The sequence below is a fragment of the Paenibacillus melissococcoides genome (genome assembly GCA_944800085.1).
In the GTDB taxonomy this organism is placed as follows: Bacteria; Bacillota; Bacilli; order Paenibacillales; family Paenibacillaceae; genus Paenibacillus_B; species Paenibacillus_B melissococcoides.
The window spans coordinates 722,683-741,532 of sequence record CALYLO010000001.1; the positions used below are offsets into that span (position 1 = coordinate 722,683).

Below are 18,850 nucleotides of genomic sequence, written 5' to 3' on the forward strand. Positions count from 1 at the left end.
GGCCGCATGGTCAAGCGAAGTATCGATGAAATGTGAAGAAAATGGAGGAGTCGACATGTTCGAAGCGAGGCAATGCTTAACGGGACGGTATAAGCTTCAAAAGCTTATCGGAGCGGTTATTGTAACGGTATCGGTGCTCGGAGCCGCCGGATGCAGCGGCGGCGAAGCCGGACATGCCGTGACGGGGAAGCCGGAAGCGGCCGAGCGGCTGATGCCGAATGGGGATCTGCGGCAAACGACCGCGTCCGCGGATCAGCTTCCGTCTTTTATGGACGATAAGAGCGAGGAGATGCAATTGATATACAAGCTGGCGGCCGCCAACCATGAACTGCTCGCCTCGATGCCTTGCTATTGCGGCTGCGGAGAATCGGCAGGACATCAGAGCAATCTGAACTGCTTCGTGGCGGAGATCGAAGAAGACGGAGCCGTCGTATGGGACGATCACGGCACCCGCTGCGGCGTATGCCTTAATATCGCGGTCGAGGCTTCCAAGCTGAAGAGCGAAGGGATGAGCGACATCGACATCCGCAACGCCATCGACGAGAAATACAAAGAAGGATATGCGGAGCCTACGCCTACCCCGATGCCGGCCGTATAAGCCGGGATGCGCCGATTCGCGTGCCGTCAATTTCCTTGAAACGCCATGTTTAAATTGAGCCGCTTTGTCATATCCTACAGGCAACAGCTTGCCAACATATGAGGATATGTTCATTCCCCGTCCGGAGCCGGAATATACAGGGGGTGGACCAAAGGACAAAGGAGAGACAATGATGGAATATTTCCTGGGAAAAGATCTGGATCCTGAAGTGCTCGAGCATGTATCGCAAACCTTCAAGGCACTGGGAGATCCGACGCGGATACGGATATTGTCCATGCTGGCCAAGGAAGAATGCTCCGTGAACCAGCTTGCGGAGACGCTGCAGCTGTCCCAATCGGCGGTATCCCACCAGTTGAAGACGCTGCGGGCCTACCGGTTTGTCCGTTACCGGCGGGAAGGACAAAATATTTTATACATTTGCGACGATGACTATATAATCGGATTGCTGAATGAAGCGGTGCGGTATGCTTCCAAATTATAAAAAAGGCCCGTTTCCGAGCAAAACGGGTGATAGGACGCCGTAGAGGCGGAATATACTTAATGTCAACCGGGCGCACGGCAAGGGGATGCCATTTCATCGGTTTTTCGGGCCGTGCCGCCATTTGACGGTTATGTACTTTCTTATATAATGTTCTTAATGCAATTATTTTCTGATGGGGAGGTGTACCTGTCTGTTCCGATGACGGGAAGACAGGGAAGGTTTGGATGATCCGTTACCGATAGGCTTTGGCATTTTTTCGGTTCTATTTCTTGTATTTTTGAACGGTTTCTTTGTCGCTGCCGAATTCGCCATGGTGAAGGTTCGCGGCAGCCGGATTGATACGCTGGTGCAGGAAGGCAATGCGAAGGCGCGGTTCGCGCAGCATGTGACCGAGCATCTGGACGCGTATTTATCCGCCTGCCAGTTGGGCATTACGCTGGCTTCTCTCGGCCTGGGCTGGATTGGGGAGAAGACGGTGGCCCAGCTTCTGAAACAGCCGCTGGAGGCCATCGGCCTCGGCGAGGTCGTCTTGCATACCGTATCCACGGTGATTGCGTTCATCATCATTACCGTGCTTCATATCGTGCTTGGCGAGCTGGCTCCGAAGTCTCTGGCCATTCGCAAAGCCGAGACGATTACGTTGCTGACGGCGGCGCCGCTCCGTTACTTTTACAAGATAATGTATCCGTTCATCTGGCTGTTGAACGGAACCGCGAACTGGCTGCTGAAGTTATTCGGTATTCAGCCTGCTTCCGAGCATGAGTCGGCTCATACGGAAGAAGAAATACGCATTTTGATGAAAGAAAGCTACAAGAGCGGTCTGATTGACAATACCGAGCTTGCCTTGGTCGATAACATTTTTGACTTCACGGAGACGCATGCGCGCGATATTATGATTCCGCGCACGGATATGGTCTGCCTCTATGCGCAAAATTCATTCGAGGAGAACAAAGAAAAAGCAATCACGGAAATGCATACACGCTATCCGGTGTGCGACGAGGACAAGGACAATATTATCGGCTTTATCCATATCAAGGATTTGGTGAAGGCGCCGCCGGGGATTGAAGATATACGCCAAGTGATGAGACCGATGATGAGCGTGCCGGAATTGATCTCCATCAGCGCGCTGATGAAGATGATGCAGAAGAACAAGGTGCAGATCGCCCTGCTCATCGATGAGTTCGGCGGAACGGCAGGTCTGGTCACATTGGAAGACATTATGGAGGAGATCGTAGGCGAGATTCAGGATGAATTCGACGAGGAACGGCCGCAGATCGAGAAGCGGGACGAGTCGAATTATTCGATTGACGGCCGCCTGCTGATCGAGGAAGTGAATTCGTATTTCGGCACCGATATCGTGTCAGACGATTACGATACCATCGGAGGCTGGATCTACGCCCAGGTGGAAGTGCCGCCGCGGGTAGGCCAAAGCATTGCCGTCGAGTCTCAGTTCGAGTTCATCGTGGAGGAGACCGATCATCTTCGTATCGCGCGGCTGCATGTCCGCAAGCTGGATGCGCCCGCCCGCGACGACATCGATTCTTCGGCCTCGACGACCGTATAGAATGAACAAATCCCCCCTCGCTCCCGGAGCGAGGGGGGATTTGCTGTCTACCGGGCTTCCGAGCGGAACCCGCTTGCGATTAGTACTCGAGCTTATGAACGGCGTCGATCGTTCCGCCGCCCAGGCAGACCTCGCCGTCATAGAACACGACGGCTTGTCCCGGCGTAACCGCCTTCTGCTGGGCGGCGAACGTCACTTCATACGTCCCGTCGCCGATTCGCTCGACCGTGACCTCCTGATCCGGCTGCCGGTAACGGAACTTGGCCGTGCAATGCAGCTTGTCCGGCGCCTCGCCCGCGATCCAGCTGACGCCGGACGCCCGAAGCCCGGTCGAATACAGGCTTGGATGGGATTCGCCCTGGACGACATACAAAATATTGCGGTCGAGATCCTTCTCGGCTACGAACCAAGGCTCGCCGGTGCCCGAACCGCCGATGCCGAGGCCTTGGCGCTGTCCGAGCGTATAGTACATCAAGCCGTCATGCCGGCCCTTGACTTCTCCGCTGCGGATGTCGATCATGTCCCCGGGCTGCGCCGGCAAATATTGGCTCAAAAACTCCTTGAAATTGCGCTCGCCGATGAAGCAGACGCCGGTGCTGTCCTTTTTCTTCGCGGTGGCGAGTCCGGCTTCTTCCGCAATCCGGCGCACTTCCGGCTTCGGCAGATGGCCGATCGGGAACATGGCGCGCGCGAGCTGCTCCTGATTCAAGGCATTCAGGAAATAGGTCTGATCCTTGTTACGGTCGATGCCGCGAAGAAGCTTGGCTTGGCCGTCCTCCCGCACGACGCGGGCATAATGGCCCGTGGCCACGTAATCGGCGCCGAGATCGAGCGCTTTTTGCAGGAACTCTCCGAATTTGATCTCCCGGTTGCACATGACGTCAGGGTTGGGTGTCCGTCCCCGCCGGTACTCCTCCAGGAAGTAGGAGAACACTTTGTCATAATATTGGCGCTCGAAGTTGACCGTATAATAAGGGATGCCGATCTGCTCGCAGACCCGGCGCACGTCTTCGGCATCGTCCTCGGCGGTGCAATGTCCGAATTCGTCGGTATCATCCCAGTTTTTCATAAAAATGCCGATTACATCGTACCCCTGCTGCTTGAGCAGCAAGGCCGTTACGGAGGAATCGACGCCCCCCGACATGCCGACGACGACACGGGTATGGGCATTCGCAGTTGTCATGATATCACCGTCTTTGCTGCGGGCCGGCCGGTCTGAGCGCTGAAGGCCGCTGGCTGGCCGTGACCCGTCGATTTATAGTATCACTTTATTGTAACATATCCGGCTGAAACTGGATGGGGAAAATAACGATCTGCCAAGGTCACCCGGCTTGCTACTAGTATGGGCCGCTTTGCCGTGAATCTTTCCCCTTCCGCTAGTTTAGCGTATTTTCCTCGAATTGAAAAATCCGCTACATGTAGCCTACATCCTTTTTTTGGATGACTAAACATCTTAACGCCAGGAACCGATATAGAGAATAATTGTAATCCGGGAAAAGAGGATGACTGCATTAAACAATTCTATTAAAAATTGAGTTGCTCTTGGTAAGAGAATGGCTTAACGATAATAAAAAGTTATCGAACTTCAATGTTCTTTAAAAGTCAAAAATTTGAGTGTACTCCTTTAAATATTTACTTAAGTAAAGAATCAAATAGGTGAGTGTTAGCGGCGATTATTACCGGTGTTAAGGGAAATAGGTCGCCGCTCTTTTTTTTGGAATTATTGTAACTGAAGACTTAATGATTAGTTAAGAAAGTTGTAAGAGGTGATTAATTTCAATTAGAAAACGATTGTTTTAGAATTCAAATGTAAGCACAAGTGCTGAAGAATAAGAACTTGGAGGAGATGACGAATATGAAGTTTCTTGGAACTGCAACAGTAATACTGGCCGTATCAGCAGCTTTGGCGGGTTGCGGTGCAGCTAACACAACAACTACTGGAAGTACGAATGGGTCACAAACTAACATGCCCAAATCAGATTCACCTGACAAAGTAACTGCTATTGTCGACGAAGGAACAAAGCAGCAAACAAGTACAATGATGGTGAAGTATGGTATCTTGACAGGTACAGGAAATGAGAAATCAGAAGGTAATGTAGAAATTAAGGACGGCAAGGTAATGCTTACGAATTTTAAAACGGCTAAGGGACCGGACTTGCATATCTATCTGACAAAGGGCAAGGATGTGCAGACTGGCAAAAAGCTAGGCAAGATCGATGTAGACAAGAGTGAACAAACATTTGATTTAGCTGGAGCCAACTTGGATGATTATGACTCGGTTATTGTTTACTGCGATAAAGCACATGTTACGTTTGGTGCGGCAGATTTGACCGATAATAAAATGGATAATATGCCAGTATCTTCGGCTATGGGAGAGAAGGAAGGTATTCTGACTGGAAACGGAAATGAGAAATCCGAAGGCAATGTGCAGATCAAAGATGGCAAGGTAATGCTAACGAATTTCAAAACCGCAAAAGGTCCGGATCTCCATATCTACCTGACAAAGGGGAAGGATGTGCAGACTGGCAAAAAATTAGGCAAAATCGATGTGGATAAGAGCGAACAAACATTTGATCTGGGTGACGCTAACTTGAGTGATTACGATTCGGTTATTATTTACTGCGATAAAGCACATGTTACGTTTGGCGCAGCAGATCTGAAAGATAAACAAATGGACGCGAAAAAAGGTGTGCTAACTGGTACTGGAAATGAGAAATCCGAGGGCGATGTGGAAATCAAAGATGGTAAAGTCATGCTAACGAATTTCAAAACAACGAAAGGTCCAGACCTCCATATATATTTGACAAAGGGCAAGGATGTGCAGACAGGCAAAAAGCTAGGGAAGATCGATGTGGACAAGAGCGAACAAACATTTGATCTGAACGGAGCTGATCTTAGTGAATATAACTCCGTCGTTATTTATTGCGACAAGGCTCATGTGATATTTGGTGCAGCTGATATTAGTTAAATTAAAAGAATTATTGGTACCGTGCTGATTTTGAGGATGGTACCTTTTTTTTAAGGAGATTATATAATGATGAAAGTAACTCAACAAATAGGTGGTTGGGCATTAAGTGTGATTCGTATTCTGTTTGGATGGATATGGCTTAAATCTGGGTATGACAAGTTATCAGGTGGTTTTGGTGTTGAAAGTTTAATCCCGGTCATCGCGGAAAACCGTGATTCTCCTGAATGGTATAAAACTTTTTTTAGTCACGTGGTAAGTCCGTTTTCAGGAGTTTTTGACGTTGTAATTCCTTGGGGAGAGATCCTTATAGGATTAGGACTTATTATAGGATTACTCATTGTACCTGCACTAGTTATGTCGGTGTTCGTGAATGCCAATTATATATTGGCCGATATGATATTCACATATCCAACGGATATACTAATTGCAACAATACTTCTTACCGGGAAGAGGTTCACATCGTATGTGAGTGTGGAACGATGGCTTTATTCGAAGTGGCGGAAAAGCTGGAAAGGTGCAGAAAAAAGGATGTGACAATAATTGCTATCCATATTGATTGTTGATGACGAACAGCCGATTGTAGATGTTTGTCAGCTATATTTGCAAAATGATGGCTATAGGGTATATACAGCGAGCAACGGAGAAGAAGCGGAGCATTTAGTTCATAACCAGGTTATCGATTTTATAATTATTGATGTGATGATGCCTAAAATGAATGGCTACGAGTTCATAGAATCGATCCGAAATCAAGGATTTGATATTCCATTCTTATTTTTGACCGCGCTAAATCAGGAGAAGGATACCTTATACGGTTTGGCATTAGGAGCAGATGATTATATGACCAAGCCATTTAGCCCACGAGAGCTTGTTTTCCGAATCAAAAATATTATCAAGCGATCACAAAAATCGAAGCCTCGAATTTCATCCCTAAATGATGGAGAATTGTATTTGAATCGGGAGGAGCGGGTGGCAAAACTTCACGGGGAGCTGCTAGATCTCACAAATAAAGAATTCGATCTGTTGTGGTTCCTTGTTCAGGAGAAGCACCGAGTTATCCCAAAGTCCGAATTGCTAAAAGAAGTATGGGGATATGATTACTATGAGGATGCCAACACCGTAAATGTTCATATCCATCATTTAAGGGAGAAAATAGCTTCAAAGGCCGGACAGGAGTCTATATTTATTAAAACTGTGTGGGGACTTGGGTATCAGTTCAAGAGGGAAGGAGACACAGTGTCATGAAACTTCGCACCTTGGTGTTGCTTTCGTATCTAATTAGTTTAATTATCGTGACACTGATTCTATTTGTTGCTTATAAACAGATGTTTTTAGACTATGACAGATTGAGGATAGCAATGATGATCACGGTATCCTCCAGTGTATTGTCGTTTTTGATAAATTCACTGTTTATTTTCCCTATGGCGCGGCATATAACACGGTTGAATAAGCAAAGTCAAGATATTGCCAGAGGACACTACGATCAGCTTTTAAACAAAAGTCGTGTTGTGGAATTGCGTGAGCTTGCTGAATCCATGCACAAAATGGGACTTGGAATTAAAGCGAAAATCAAAATGCTTCAAGACGAAGAGCGTCGTCGAAACGAATTGATTGCTAATTTATCGCATGACATAAAAACACCAATTGCCTCCATAAAATCTTATTGGGAGGCCTTGGTCGATGAAGTAGTAACTGATCCAACAGAAGTTCAAAATTATTTGCTTGGTATTGGTAAGCAAACCGAACGGGTGGTATCGTTTGCTAATGAGCTATTGGCCATCGCATCCATAGATGATAAGGAAATTGCTTTCAAGCCGGAAGTTGTTTGGATTGATGAGTTGATATTGGATACCCTGCAAGGATTTGAAGCTCAAATCTCGCGAGAAAATCGAGTCATTGATGTTAATATTAGCGAGGACTGTGTATCTGTTCGAACAGACAAGGTTTGTATTCAACGAATTTTATATAATTTGGTAGGGAACGCTATCAAATTCTCCAAACCAGGAACCAGTATCAGGCTTCACATTCATTGTGATGATACCTACACGTATATAGAGGTTAAAGATGAGGGAATTGGAATTCCTCAAGATGAAATGGATAAAATTTTTGAACGGTTTTATCGAGTTGAAAAATCACGGAATCAGCAGTATGGCGGATCTGGATTAGGACTTGCAATTGCCAAGGAACTCACGGAATTTATCCACGGTAGACTGACCGTGACATCGGGTCAAGGGATAGGAAGTATTTTTATTATTCGAATCCCAAATGAATTTGGCAGTGAATTCGAATTGAACGAGAATTCCTATTTTACTAAATAGTTATGATCTTGTGTATATTATTCCATCTAGTAAAATTCGTCTATATTCTTCGTTTATCTTCTTTTTATCAATTATCTCCCAACCTGGCTGTGAAAAAGTAGGGCAATTGTCAGGCTGTTGAGTTGAAATGGTAATTAATTGTACGCCAAATGTTTAAATTTCATTTATTGCTTGACGATAACTGTGTAACTGAATACTACTGTATGGACATAATTTTCCCCTGTAGAAAAGTAATATTATGGGTGCATTTGTGAGTAACTTATATAACTCTATTGGATTTCCGAATGTATCGTTTAGTAAAAAATTAGCTGCTTTTTCATTCTTCTTCAATCCAAATATGGTGCCTAATCGTTGTTGTTCTTTAACTTGTTCGAATATTCTTGATTTTATTCCTAATGGTGCTGTAACTGTAAAATCATTTTTCTTTTGATTTAATGAAACACTAGTATTTGATTTTCTTTTTGAAAAATGTAGGAGGTGTCTTGATTGCCAATTGAACAGTTAGTATGGGGTTCAGTTTTTGTTGCAGGCTTATTGTCTTTTTTTTCTCCATGCATATTGCCATTAATGCCTGTTTATATTTCAATTTTATCAACCAATAATCAGGAGCCAGTGGAACATAAAAAACTTTTAGGTAAGATCATGATCAATCCACATTTAATTGTAAAGACGATTATTTTTATTATAGGACTATCTACTAGTTTTGTTTTATTAGGGTTTGGTGCTGGGATTCTGGGATCCGTAATTAATACTCAGTGGTTTATTGTAATTTGTGGAAGTATAGTGATTTTGCTTGGTTTACATCAAGTAGGTCTTTTCCCTATAACCTTTTTAAATCGGGAAAAAAAGCTCCATACAGGTCGCAGCGGTAAGGGGGATTTGATTGGCACCTACTTGCTGGGCTTTACATTTAGTATTGGTTGGACCCCATGCATCGGACCAATTTTAGGGGCAGTTTTAGGATTATCAGCAAGTGAAGGTCAAGCAACATATGGGGCTTTCCTTATGTTTTTATATGCACTTGGTTTACTCATCCCTTTTTTAATAATAGCATTTTTTTCAGATATTGTGTTACGAAGGTTGAAAAAAATTAATCGACATTTAGAAAAATTAAAGATTGCAGGAGGAGTAATCATTATTATCATGGGTTTGTTTTTGATGACTAATAATTTGAACTGGTTTACCACACTTATTTCACAGTAAAGGGGTACGATTTTATGAAAAAAAATGTGTTAGTTACCCTTGGAATTATTTTTGCTTTCGTTCTTTCCGCTTGCTCATCGAATAGTACGGCAGGAAATAGAGAAAGTGCACCCACAATAAATGCAAAAAGTGCACCGAACTTTATGTTGAAGGATGTTCACGGAAATTCACATAGCTTAAAGGATTATTCTGGAAAAAAAGGTGTATGTGAAGTTTTGGGCTTCATGGTGTCCTATTTGCTTAGCTGGATTGGAAGAAATAAACAACTTAAGTAAAGAGGAAAAAGACTTTATAGTATTAACTATTGTAGCTCCGGGCTATAAGAATGAAAAAGATACAGAAGCATTTAAAAAGTGGTTTAGCGGAGTAGAGGAGGCCCCCGATCTGATTGTAATGTTAGATGAAGGTGGAAAAATTGCCGAACAATTTCAAGTGAGAGGATATCCAACATCCTCTTACATTGACTCTAACGGAATGATAGTGAAAACAGTTCCTGGCCATGTTGATAATAAACAAATTAGAGAAAGTTTTGCAACAATTAAATAAGGAAAGGTCATGAAGAATAATGAAAAAATTGGTATTGTTTTTACTTTTTGGTTTGGCTTTAGTTTTAGTGGGATGTGGGACTATAACAGAAACTAGCGGCCAAATGACGACTAAAAAAGTACAATCTAAATATCCGGAGAATCCAAATAAGGGATTATCCTTTGATGAGAGTAAGCTAAAAGAAATATGGCTTGCCGGTGGCTGCTTCTGGGGAGTAGAAGCATATATGTCGAAAGTATATGGCGTATACGATGTAACATCAGGCTATGCAAATGGAAATATTGAAAACCCAACCTATGAAAAAGTGGTTCGTGGAAATACAGGTTACGCCGAAACAGTACACGTCAAATTTGATCCTGAGCGAGTTAATTTAGAGAAGCTGCTTACGTATTATTTTAAAATTATTGATCCAACCCTGCTTAATCAGCAAGGAAATGATCGAGGAGAGCAATACCGTACAGGTATTTTTTACAAAAATGAAGAAGATAAACAGATCATAGATCAGATTATTGCAAAGGAACAGCAACGTTATGATGCTCCAATTGTAACTGAGGTAGAGCCGTTAAAAAACTATACACTAGCAGAGGAGTATCATCAGGATTATTTGGAGAAAAATCCGAATGGCTATTGTCACGTGCAATTTGATTCATTAAAAGATCAGGAAATCCCTTCATTAATTGACCCTGCACTTTATCCTAAGCCGAGTGATGCAGAAATTAAAGCAAAATTAACGAAAGAGCAGTATGAGGTTACCCAAGGTAAAGGAACAGAAAGAGCTTTTTCGAATGAATATTGGGATAATGAAGAACCAGGCATTTATGCAGATGTTGTTACAGGGGAGCCCTTATTCTCCTCCACGGATAAATACGACTCTATGTGCGGCTGGCCTAGCTTCACCAAACCGATAGATCCGGCCGTTGTATTGGAATATGAGGATACAAGCTATAACATGATACGAACAGAAGTAAGAAGCCGAGCAGGAGACAGCCATTTGGGGCATGTATTTAATGATGGTCCGGTCGATAAAGGAGGCTTGCGATATTGTATTAATAGTGCAGCTATTACCTTTATTCCCAAAGCGGAAATGAAAGCAGCTGGCTATGGATATCTGGAGTTTTTAGTAAAATAAAAATCTTGAGGGATTCGTTCGTGTGTTGAATGTATTGCAATAGCTTTATCGTCGTAGTGATGCAAAATTCGCCATAAGCGAGTGTCGTGCTCACCGACAAATCGCCTCACGGCATTCATCAGCATATCTTTAGCCGGCGTAATAACAAGCGCATCGAAGTGCAGGGTGAAATAGTGCTTCGGCTTGTCCAAGGCCCAGGGTACGCTTACTCGGGTGATGGTATTGCACTTTCCACAATTCGTTCTAGGAAGCTAGGCATGAATGTAACTCGGATATCGAAGAAATTGAGATGACGCCATGTACGATCCGGATTGGCGCTATCCCGAACGGGTTGGTCTGGCGTCCCACAATTCAAGCAAGGGAACAGGGCTCTTTTACGAAACTTCACATACACGTCTAACTGTTTGGTTTCCAGACTGAAATCGACGCGATCGATATACCACGGCTACGGAATGTGAAGTAGTTCTTCGAGTTGGCCTTCCTTTAAATTTGCTGCAAACATATGAAAACACCTCAACCTCTACTAGTCTTTTAATTTTCCAGTCTTTATAGGTGTTTTCATTTATAACGGCGAAGAAATATTTTAAATAGATGTTGGTGTGGTGCGCCGTATATAGTACATGTCAAAAATACCCAATGTATTTTCATGAGAAGTATCATTTTTCGTTTTTTCACCAGTCGTACTTGTAATTGACGATGAAGAAACAGGGGGAGTCGGTGAAGCAGATACCATTGTTGCAACTACAGAAGAGGCCAGAATTGAGAAAAAAGATTTTTTCCGTACATTTTCGGCCTTATTCCGCCATAATCGTAAAGTTGTTAATGGCCCCGTTCTTCACCGGCTCCTCCAGCCGCAGTTCCACGTTACCTGTCGGGCGATCATACCGATATACACCGCGCTTATCTTTATATATACCTAAGACGAGAAGCACATTTGAATTACCTGGCTCAAAAAAGGCATCGCTTATCGCTTCAAACACAGTGAACAATTGTACTTGTCCTGTGGAAAGGTCAATAATTGTATAGTGTCTCGGGGTGTTCACATAGGGAGCGCTTCCGTATATAGCCGTTTTCCCATCATGAGCTAAGGAAAAGAAGACTAATTCCTCTTTCTTTGTATGAAACAATTCCTTGATCTTATTCCCCTGCACGTCATATTCTTTTACGGTGAAAAGGGGAGGTTCAGGTTTGATGTGTAGCTTATTTGCCTTCTCTACCTTTTTGAATCTTTCTTTCCAAGAATAAGTTGCCGCATAAATCGTCCCGGTCGCTCCATTGTATTTTAAATCCCATACGGTCGTGTCGTCTTTGTTTAGATCCCACCAGGGTTTCAATTCTTTCGTCTGCGGATGATACGATACGATAGGCTTTATATGATTATCGTAGCTGTCTTTAAAAGAAGCATCCATAATGACCATACCATCTACAACAACAATATGGTTAATAGCATACAGTTCTGTCGTCAATTGCTCGATTTTGCCGGTTTTCAAATCCATGGAAAATAACTGATCCGACTTGCCATCGCTTGTTCGTGAAGAATAATAAATGATCTCGTTGCCTGCATCATAGGCTCCAAGCGGATATTGTGACGTATACGGAACTTCCCCGGCTAACTTCACTTTCTGTTTCCCGATTTCATATTGATATATTTGCGAAACCACCTGATCCTCTTTGGAGGTCGTTAACGTAATGGATAAGTAAGGAGTACTCTTCGAAGTGCACGCAGAAAGTGCGATACTAACGATTAGACATATTGCACAAAGCGAAAATGTTTTACGTTTTCTTCTCATGTGATCCACATCTCCTATCCACGAATGATAAAAAAGGAGGGACGCCCCTCCTTATTCTATTTCCAGTAGTGGTATCTTCCCGGGAAACTCGTATTTTTGTCCTCTTTCTCGCCGAACTCTTCCAATGTTGTCCGAAATACGTCTAGAACCGCATCGGGGAGACTGCCAATATCATTTTTATAACAAGTTACTACAAGATCATTATTGAAATTTCTAACATTAATCACTGTATCAGCTTTAGGATTGTCATAGATACCCTTTGTGGCCACATCAAATTTTTTCAATTCATTATCATGGTCCCCAATTTTATCGAAGAAGTTCGTGATGCGTCCCGTCCCTTCAACTTGCTTATCCGTCGCAACGATCTGATTTTTGTGGTTGCCCCATGGTCCGTAAGTGCCCTTTTCAGCGGGTCCCTTTGCCCAATTTGATGCAAGAACTTTACTGCCATTCAGGTAAATGGATTGGATGTCGCCCTCGAAATTATAATGAATGATCATTCCTTCTTCTGCTTTGGGCCAGATCATCTGTACTTCCGGATGGTGCGGAAGGTTCTTTAACTCCTCATCTGTCACAATATCCGAATGCTTCATTTTTTGAAGAATCTCTTCCGGCCAGTCGGGGGCAGTGGTATCATTGAAGGTTGCATGTTCTTCTTGGTTGCCTGGAACTTCTTCTTGGATGACCACAAATTCCCCGTTTTTGTATTCCAATACAGCGTTAGGTTTGGCTTTCACAGGTACATCGTGAACGGCCACGGTTTCAACCATTGTGGAGCTTGTTTCGGCAAATGCACCTGAAGCCATAAGTAAAGAAGCGCCTCCAAGTACACAAACGGCAAACATTATCATTTTTTTCATTACTTGCTAACCTCCAGTTTGGAATGTGAACATCGCTTGCATAAAATCGATTGAACTCTTCGACAGACTATCAACAATTGTTCTGCCTCTCTAGATATGCGCGAATTCTGGATGAGTTAACAACAACAAAAGGGCATCCCTCCTTATAATGTGGGCTACCCTTTCCTTCGCTTTGTACAAAGACCCTGTTGTGTTATAATTAGTTAAGCTGTTCTCTTTGCACTGCAAAGGAAAGAGCGCTCGGAGTCGATTCCCGGTACTGCCCGCCTAAGCTTATCAGGAATCGGCTCTATTTATTGCAACAAGAAGACGAGAAGGTCTTCCTGGTACAATCTAAAGGATTGGGGAACACTAGAATATTATATTTGAATATCTTAATTGGTTATATTTCCCTTACATTATATACATTCTGTACCACTAGTGAAAGTCTTTTTCAAATACAAGTATGTAATCTATTATCTCCTCTCAATTCTTTCTTGATTTTGCATCTCTTTGATGCAATTTTGATGTTTCAAGAAAATTATAGAGTTCAACTATCTGCCCCCAGTTATTTTTGCTCTTTTTTCCGCGTCCTTAGTCTTTACTTGGTTGAAGTAATTCTTTTTTTGAAGCTGCAGTATGTAACAATCAAGTTCCTGACTAAGCTTAACTACACGTTCATCACTTAAGCTTTTCATAATACCCACCGTTCTTTTCAAGCGTACACGTAACTCTTCAACCTTCTGTAAAATAATTAACTCTTCATCATGAGTAGCCATTAAGAGTGGACTGCCCCCTTTCTCAATATCAATATAATTCAGGTTTCAACATCCATCTAAATTTTTCAAATTTAAAAACTTTTCGACTTAAATTGTCACGATCTGAAAATTCGAATGTTACCTTAAGAAAGAGAGATGAAGTTATTTTCCATAGACATAAAAAAGATGTAAAAACGTAAAAAGGATCGTTTTTACATCTTTCAGATTATGTGTATAGAAAAAAGACTAAATACGTTTTTCTCGGAGCGCTGGTATTAGACGTATATATCTTCGGCTACTTGGAGCTAAATACGATTACCAGCCGCCGGGTTCCCCAGTATTAGACCAAGATAAAAAATGATATCGACTATTATCTTCAAAAGTACTATTTAAATCTTTATTTGAGAAAGTTGGTACACCAAACAGTAGAACAGAAATTATTAGCCCCACACGTAAGGCTTTCTGGTACATGAAATCACCACCATCATAATAATTATGATTTGCGTAATATATTATATGCTTCTCTTAATTGATCATTTACTGGTGGATTAACTCTCTCGCTCGATAACATTTTAAACAATAAATAAAAGCACTCATTTGAATCTTTAAAGGCACTAATTTCTGAGTAAAGTATTGCACTTTTTATATAACAGTCAATCGCATCTTCATATTCCTTCAGCACTATGTAATAGCCCGCCTTCAATTTAAAATATAGGGCTAATTCAGATTTTTTAAATGGTGTGTTGTAGTCTGCATTCAAAATTCGGGATTCATCGTCAATTAATTGTTCTATAGCGTCAATATTTTGCTCTTGGAGGTATAACTCGAGAAGCTCATTCACGACATGGATCGCATGATTGGGCGAGGACTGTTCCAAGCAGATGAGGAGTTGCGATATGGCCTGTTTGCTGTTTCCTTTTCGACCCGCTATACAAGCTTCAGTCAGCGTAACATTTTCTTGAATCTCTGCGAAAGGGTACTTTTTACATTCATATAGATACTGCTCCGCCAAAAAGTAATCGCCTAAATAGTAATAGGAATTGCAAATCAGGAGCAGGGCACGCGCCTGCGTAAGGTGATCGCACTTATACTTTTTGCCGACAGGGATACACAGTTCGATACACTTCTCATAAAGCTGCAGCGCGTAGGCATGGAACCCCAGCTTGAAGTGCAGCAACGCCTTGTCCTCTTCCGAGAAAAAATTGATGTAATTCAGCAGGTAGGTTCCGGTATGAAAAGTGAGATCCAGCTTGCTGAAATCATTTCGTTGAATCAAGTACGTCTGGAATAAAGCTTTGGCCAAATAAGGCTGTATGCCATGCTCTCTGGCGTAGGTTGTGATAAGTTCGAACAATCCGAGTCTGGCCGTGGCATCGGCTACGGACTCGGCCATGCGGTATAGCTCCGCGGTTAGGTCATAGCTGTCCGCGCCGTCGCATTCCAGGAACCGGGCGGCAATCTTCACCATTACCTGGATGTCACCTGTCCGAATCGCTTCCTGAAGCATAGGTTGCAGAACACTTTTGCGCCTCTCCGTCACAAGGTAATGACTCACGACATCCGCATATGGAATGGACAAGGGGGATGTCAGCGCGAGAACGGTAGCCAATTCGGGGCGCTTCGTTTCCCCTCTCTCGATTTTCGATATCGTTCCTTTGGGAATGCCAGATAAGGCCGACAACTGACGAAGCGTGTACCTTGCCTTCTTCCGATACTCGTATATTAATTCGCCGACGAGTCTTTGTTCCGAACGCACAGAATCACCTTCTTTCGAACTGCGAATTGCATGAATACGCTATTATCACATATATCAACAACTTACCATATATACCCTATTATGTAAACATCCATCGATCGATGCCGAACTTTATCCGAATAGCCTGTCAGATTATTGTCCATAACGGAGATAGTTATGTTACGATATACGGGGTGCCTTAATCGGAATACATTGAATTGAACAGGAACAACCAATAAATGAGGTGTAATCATGAAAATATCCACGAAAGGCCGTTACGGGCTGACGATTATGATGGAGCTGGCCAGGAGCTACGGCGAAGGCCCGACTTCCTTGAAGAGCATTGCCGAGAAGAACAATCTCTCCGAGCATTATCTTGAACAATTGATTGCGCCGCTCCGCAACGCGGGCCTGGTCAAGAGCATACGGGGAGCCTACGGGGGATATATATTGCCGGAGAGCCCGGAGCAGGTCACGGCAGGCGAGATTATCCGCGTGCTCGAAGGCCCGATTTCTCCGGTCGATTTCACGGAAGAGGATGATCCGGCCAAGCGCGATCTGTGGCTGCGCATTCGCGACAGCATCGCTCAGGTGCTTGATTCGACAACGCTTGCGGATCTGATCTCGTACAAGGATGAGAACGTGCAGGAAAGCTATATGTTCTATATTTGACGATCGCGAGGGAACCGAAATGGAACGAATTTATTTCGATCATGCCGCGACGACGCCGCTTCACCCGGAGGCGGCGGAAGCGATGATCGCCGTCATGCGGGACGTGTACGGCAACGCCTCCAGCGTTCATGCCGCCGGCCGCGAAGCGACCGCGGCCTTGACCCGGGCGCGGGACGGCATCGCGGATCGGCTCGGCTGCCGGCCGCAGGATCTCGTCTTTACAAGCGGCGGGACGGAGAGCGATAACGCGGCCCTGTTCGGCGTGGTCCATGCTGCCTGGCGGAAGCACGGACGGGAACGTCCGCCTCATGTCGTGACGACGGAAGTGGAGCATCATGCGGTGCTCCACGCTTGCCGTTATTTGGAGCAATTCGGAGTGGAAGTGACCTGCGTCGCGCCGGACGAGACGGGCCTTGTTGCGCCGGAGCGCATTCAGGAGGCGCTGCGGCCGAATACTTGCCTGGTGAGCGTCATGACGGGCAACAACGAGGTGGGCACGCTGCAGCCGATTCGCGAGATCGGCGAGCTGGTCCGCGAGCGGGGGATTGTGATGCATACCGACGCCGTTCAGGCGCTGGGATTGCTGCCGTTCCAACTGAAGGATTGGCCGGTCGACATGGCCAGCTTCTCGGCCCACAAGATCAACGGACCGAAGGGCGTCGGCTGCCTGTATATTCGCCAAGGGACGGATTGGGAGCCGATGCTTCACGGGGGCAATCAGGAGCGGAAGCGCCGGGCGGGGACGGAAAATGTGGCCGGAATCGCGGGCTTCGCGGCGGCGCTTCGCGCCGCGGAGGACGAACGGGAGGACAAGGTGCGCCAGACCAAGCAAGTGAGAGCTGCGCTCTGGTCGAAGCTCGTGGACGGATTGGGAGATCGGGTCGCGTATAATGGGCATCCGGAGCGGCATCTGCCTCACATTCTCAATGTGAGCGTGCTGGACGTTCCGACAGAGACGCTGCTGATGAATCTCGATCTTGCGGGTATTATGGCGGCCAGCGGCTCCGCCTGCACTTCCGGTTCCCTGGAAGTATCGCATGTGCTCGAAGCGATGAAGCTGTCCGAGCTTCGCAAGAGCACCGCCGTTAGATTCAGCTTCGGATTGGGCAATACTATAGAGCAAGCCGATATTGTGTCGCAACAAATTGCAACCATCGCCAATCGCGTCCGTAATAGAAATTAAGAAGTCCTTCAGACCGCATCGAGGGGCGGGACCCGCGGCGAATGGAGCGCTATCGGCGGAGAGGCGCGCCTGCGCGGCGCAGCCGCATGTGCCATGAACCGAAGGAGGGCCCCTGAATGAAGTTGCTGGAGCTGATCGGCCTGCCTGTGTTCGATATCGGCACGGGCAAGCAAATTTCCAAAGTAAAAGATATCTGCATCACTCCCGAATGGGAGATTACCCATCTCCAGCTTGTGAGCCGCGTCCGCAAGCAGGACATGCTGGTACGGTGGGAGGATGTGACCGCCTGCGGGGATGACGCGGTCATGATTGCGAGCGGCGAAGCCGTGCAGATGACGGACACCGCCTCGCTGGAACGGGCATTTCTGTCTGGAGAGGCGGCATTGAAGGGATTGCCGGTCATGACTTCGGAAGGATCCCAGCTCGGTTGGGTCGCCGACGTTTATTTTCAGCCCAATATGGGTAACCAGATAACAGGCCTGGAAATTTCAGACGGCCTGCTTGCGGACCTTCTGGAAGGAAGACGGCAGATTGAAGGAATGAGCCGCTTGAAATGGGGCACCGATGTAATCGTCGTGGAAGAGAGCGGAAGCGCAAGCGCACAATCAAATTAGTCTAATGGACGGAATGGTGAAGAACGATGATGCGATGCCCGAATTGCAATTCCAAAGATATCGGGAAAATTGGCGCCCACCAGTTCTACTGCTGGGGATGCTTTATCGAGTTGACCGTTAACGGCGATAAAATGTCGGCGTTCCAGGTGGAAGAAGACGGGACGTTGAGCTCGCTCGACGATTTATTTTTTGGCGATGAATTTATGACACCTCCCTATCCGGAAGCGCATGCTTCTTCATAACGGAATGGACACAAGTCAGAATAAAGCGATCAAAAGCGTTCATGCTGCCCTCGGGCGGTGCATGGGCGCTTTTTGCCGTTCCGGCGTCTGCCTGGCTGTGACCGATCTCATATTGCGAGCTTCCTCATTTGTAGATAATACATATTGTGTCTTTTTCGAAATACTAATACTACATATAGTGTTTTTGAGTGTTTAAATATCAATAGAGACGAT

20 protein-coding genes and 1 pseudogene are annotated in these 18,850 nt (G+C 45.2%); 15 read left to right on the forward strand and 6 right to left on the reverse strand.

The window, feature by feature from the left end:
- Positions 1 to 55 precede the first annotated feature (55 nt).
- The 3 genes from OCY70_RS03385 to OCY70_RS03395 all read left to right on the forward strand — a co-directional run bounded on the left by OCY70_RS03385 (position 56) and on the right by OCY70_RS03395 (position 2,643).
- The gene (locus OCY70_RS03385) at positions 56 to 598 is read left to right on the forward strand and encodes a PCYCGC motif-containing (lipo)protein (RefSeq protein ID WP_213425846.1); all 543 of its coding nucleotides are present in this window, start codon (positions 56 to 58) and stop codon (positions 596 to 598) included.
- 172 nt (positions 599 to 770) lie between these two features.
- The gene (locus OCY70_RS03390) at positions 771 to 1,079 is read left to right on the forward strand and encodes an ArsR/SmtB family transcription factor (protein ID WP_261944571.1); all 309 of its coding nucleotides are present in this window, start codon (positions 771 to 773) and stop codon (positions 1,077 to 1,079) included.
- Between the two features lie 220 nt (positions 1,080 to 1,299).
- Positions 1,300 to 2,643, forward strand: coding sequence for a hemolysin family protein (locus OCY70_RS03395; RefSeq protein ID WP_261944572.1), 1,344 nt, complete (start codon positions 1,300 to 1,302; stop codon positions 2,641 to 2,643).
- 79 nt (positions 2,644 to 2,722) lie between these two features.
- On the opposite strand, the gene mnmA is transcribed toward OCY70_RS03395, so the two are convergent.
- Entirely contained in the window at positions 2,723 to 3,826 is a 1,104-nt protein-coding gene (gene mnmA / locus OCY70_RS03400) for a tRNA 2-thiouridine(34) synthase MnmA (RefSeq protein WP_213425844.1), read from the reverse strand.
- A 672-nt stretch (positions 3,827 to 4,498) separates the two neighbouring features.
- Between mnmA and OCY70_RS03405 the strand changes: the two genes are divergently transcribed.
- The 8 genes from OCY70_RS03405 (at position 4,499) to msrB (ending at position 10,804) form a co-directional block, all read left to right on the forward strand.
- Positions 4,499 to 5,611, forward strand: a complete 1,113-nt coding sequence (locus tag OCY70_RS03405; RefSeq protein ID WP_249724355.1) for a DM13 domain-containing protein — start codon at positions 4,499 to 4,501, stop codon at positions 5,609 to 5,611.
- A gap of 66 nt (positions 5,612 to 5,677) precedes the next feature.
- Positions 5,678 to 6,145 carry a DoxX family membrane protein gene (locus OCY70_RS03410; protein WP_213425843.1) on the forward strand — a complete coding sequence of 156 codons (468 nt, stop codon included), beginning with the start codon at positions 5,678 to 5,680 and terminating at the stop codon, positions 6,143 to 6,145.
- 6 nt (positions 6,146 to 6,151) lie between these two features.
- Entirely contained in the window at positions 6,152 to 6,853 is a 702-nt protein-coding gene (locus OCY70_RS03415; protein WP_213425842.1) for a response regulator transcription factor, read from the forward strand.
- Positions 6,850 to 7,926 (forward strand): sensor histidine kinase, encoded by a 1,077-nt coding sequence (locus OCY70_RS03420; RefSeq protein WP_213425841.1) that lies wholly within the window; start codon positions 6,850 to 6,852, stop codon positions 7,924 to 7,926. Before OCY70_RS03415 ends, OCY70_RS03420 begins: the two co-directional genes overlap by 4 nt.
- Before the next feature lie 486 nt (positions 7,927 to 8,412).
- Positions 8,413 to 9,129 carry a cytochrome c biogenesis CcdA family protein gene (locus OCY70_RS03425; RefSeq protein ID WP_261944574.1) on the forward strand — a complete coding sequence of 239 codons (717 nt, stop codon included), beginning with the start codon at positions 8,413 to 8,415 and terminating at the stop codon, positions 9,127 to 9,129.
- Positions 9,130 to 9,143: 14 nt separating this feature from the next.
- The gene (locus tag OCY70_RS03430; protein ID WP_261944575.1) at positions 9,144 to 9,404 is read left to right on the forward strand and encodes a hypothetical protein; all 261 of its coding nucleotides are present in this window, start codon (positions 9,144 to 9,146) and stop codon (positions 9,402 to 9,404) included.
- Positions 9,379 to 9,675, forward strand: coding sequence for a hypothetical protein (locus OCY70_RS03435; protein ID WP_261948743.1), 297 nt, complete (start codon positions 9,379 to 9,381; stop codon positions 9,673 to 9,675). Before OCY70_RS03430 ends, OCY70_RS03435 begins: the two co-directional genes overlap by 26 nt.
- 19 nt (positions 9,676 to 9,694) lie before the next feature.
- The gene (gene msrB, locus OCY70_RS03440) at positions 9,695 to 10,804 is read left to right on the forward strand and encodes a peptide-methionine (R)-S-oxide reductase MsrB (RefSeq protein WP_213425836.1); all 1,110 of its coding nucleotides are present in this window, start codon (positions 9,695 to 9,697) and stop codon (positions 10,802 to 10,804) included.
- Between the two features lie 35 nt (positions 10,805 to 10,839).
- Here msrB and OCY70_RS36515 read toward each other — a convergent pair.
- From OCY70_RS36515 to OCY70_RS03465, 5 genes and pseudogenes are all read right to left on the reverse strand, one after another.
- Positions 10,840 to 11,240, reverse strand: a pseudogene (locus OCY70_RS36515) (helix-turn-helix domain-containing protein); the annotation flags it as partial.
- Between the two features lie 358 nt (positions 11,241 to 11,598).
- A complete protein-coding gene (locus OCY70_RS03450) occupies positions 11,599 to 12,594 on the reverse strand; it encodes a hypothetical protein (protein WP_213425835.1) in 996 nt (331 codons plus the stop codon).
- 56 nt (positions 12,595 to 12,650) lie between these two features.
- Positions 12,651 to 13,454, reverse strand: coding sequence for a hypothetical protein (locus tag OCY70_RS03455; protein WP_213425834.1), 804 nt, complete (start codon positions 13,452 to 13,454; stop codon positions 12,651 to 12,653).
- 533 nt (positions 13,455 to 13,987) lie between these two features.
- On the reverse strand, positions 13,988 to 14,212 hold the full coding sequence (locus OCY70_RS03460; RefSeq protein ID WP_213425833.1) for an aspartyl-phosphate phosphatase Spo0E family protein: 225 nt from the start codon (positions 14,210 to 14,212) through the stop codon (positions 13,988 to 13,990).
- A 472-nt stretch (positions 14,213 to 14,684) separates the two neighbouring features.
- Positions 14,685 to 15,947 carry a helix-turn-helix transcriptional regulator gene (locus OCY70_RS03465; protein WP_213425832.1) on the reverse strand — a complete coding sequence of 421 codons (1,263 nt, stop codon included), beginning with the start codon at positions 15,945 to 15,947 and terminating at the stop codon, positions 14,685 to 14,687.
- Positions 15,948 to 16,178: 231 nt separating this feature from the next.
- Here OCY70_RS03465 and cymR point away from each other — a divergent pair, with 231 nt between their 5' ends.
- The 4 genes from cymR (at position 16,179) to OCY70_RS03485 (ending at position 18,637) form a co-directional block, all read left to right on the forward strand.
- Positions 16,179 to 16,598 carry a cysteine metabolism transcriptional regulator CymR gene (gene cymR, locus OCY70_RS03470; RefSeq protein WP_006679671.1) on the forward strand — a complete coding sequence of 140 codons (420 nt, stop codon included), beginning with the start codon at positions 16,179 to 16,181 and terminating at the stop codon, positions 16,596 to 16,598.
- 19 nt (positions 16,599 to 16,617) lie between these two features.
- Positions 16,618 to 17,781: a cysteine desulfurase family protein gene (locus OCY70_RS03475; RefSeq protein WP_213425831.1), complete on the forward strand. Its 1,164-nt coding sequence runs from the start codon at positions 16,618 to 16,620 to the stop codon at positions 17,779 to 17,781.
- A 116-nt stretch (positions 17,782 to 17,897) separates the two neighbouring features.
- Positions 17,898 to 18,395: a PRC-barrel domain-containing protein gene (locus tag OCY70_RS03480; RefSeq protein ID WP_213425830.1), complete on the forward strand. Its 498-nt coding sequence runs from the start codon at positions 17,898 to 17,900 to the stop codon at positions 18,393 to 18,395.
- 26 nt (positions 18,396 to 18,421) lie between these two features.
- A complete protein-coding gene (locus OCY70_RS03485) occupies positions 18,422 to 18,637 on the forward strand; it encodes a hypothetical protein (protein WP_213425829.1) in 216 nt (71 codons plus the stop codon).
- Positions 18,638 to 18,850 lie beyond the last annotated feature (213 nt).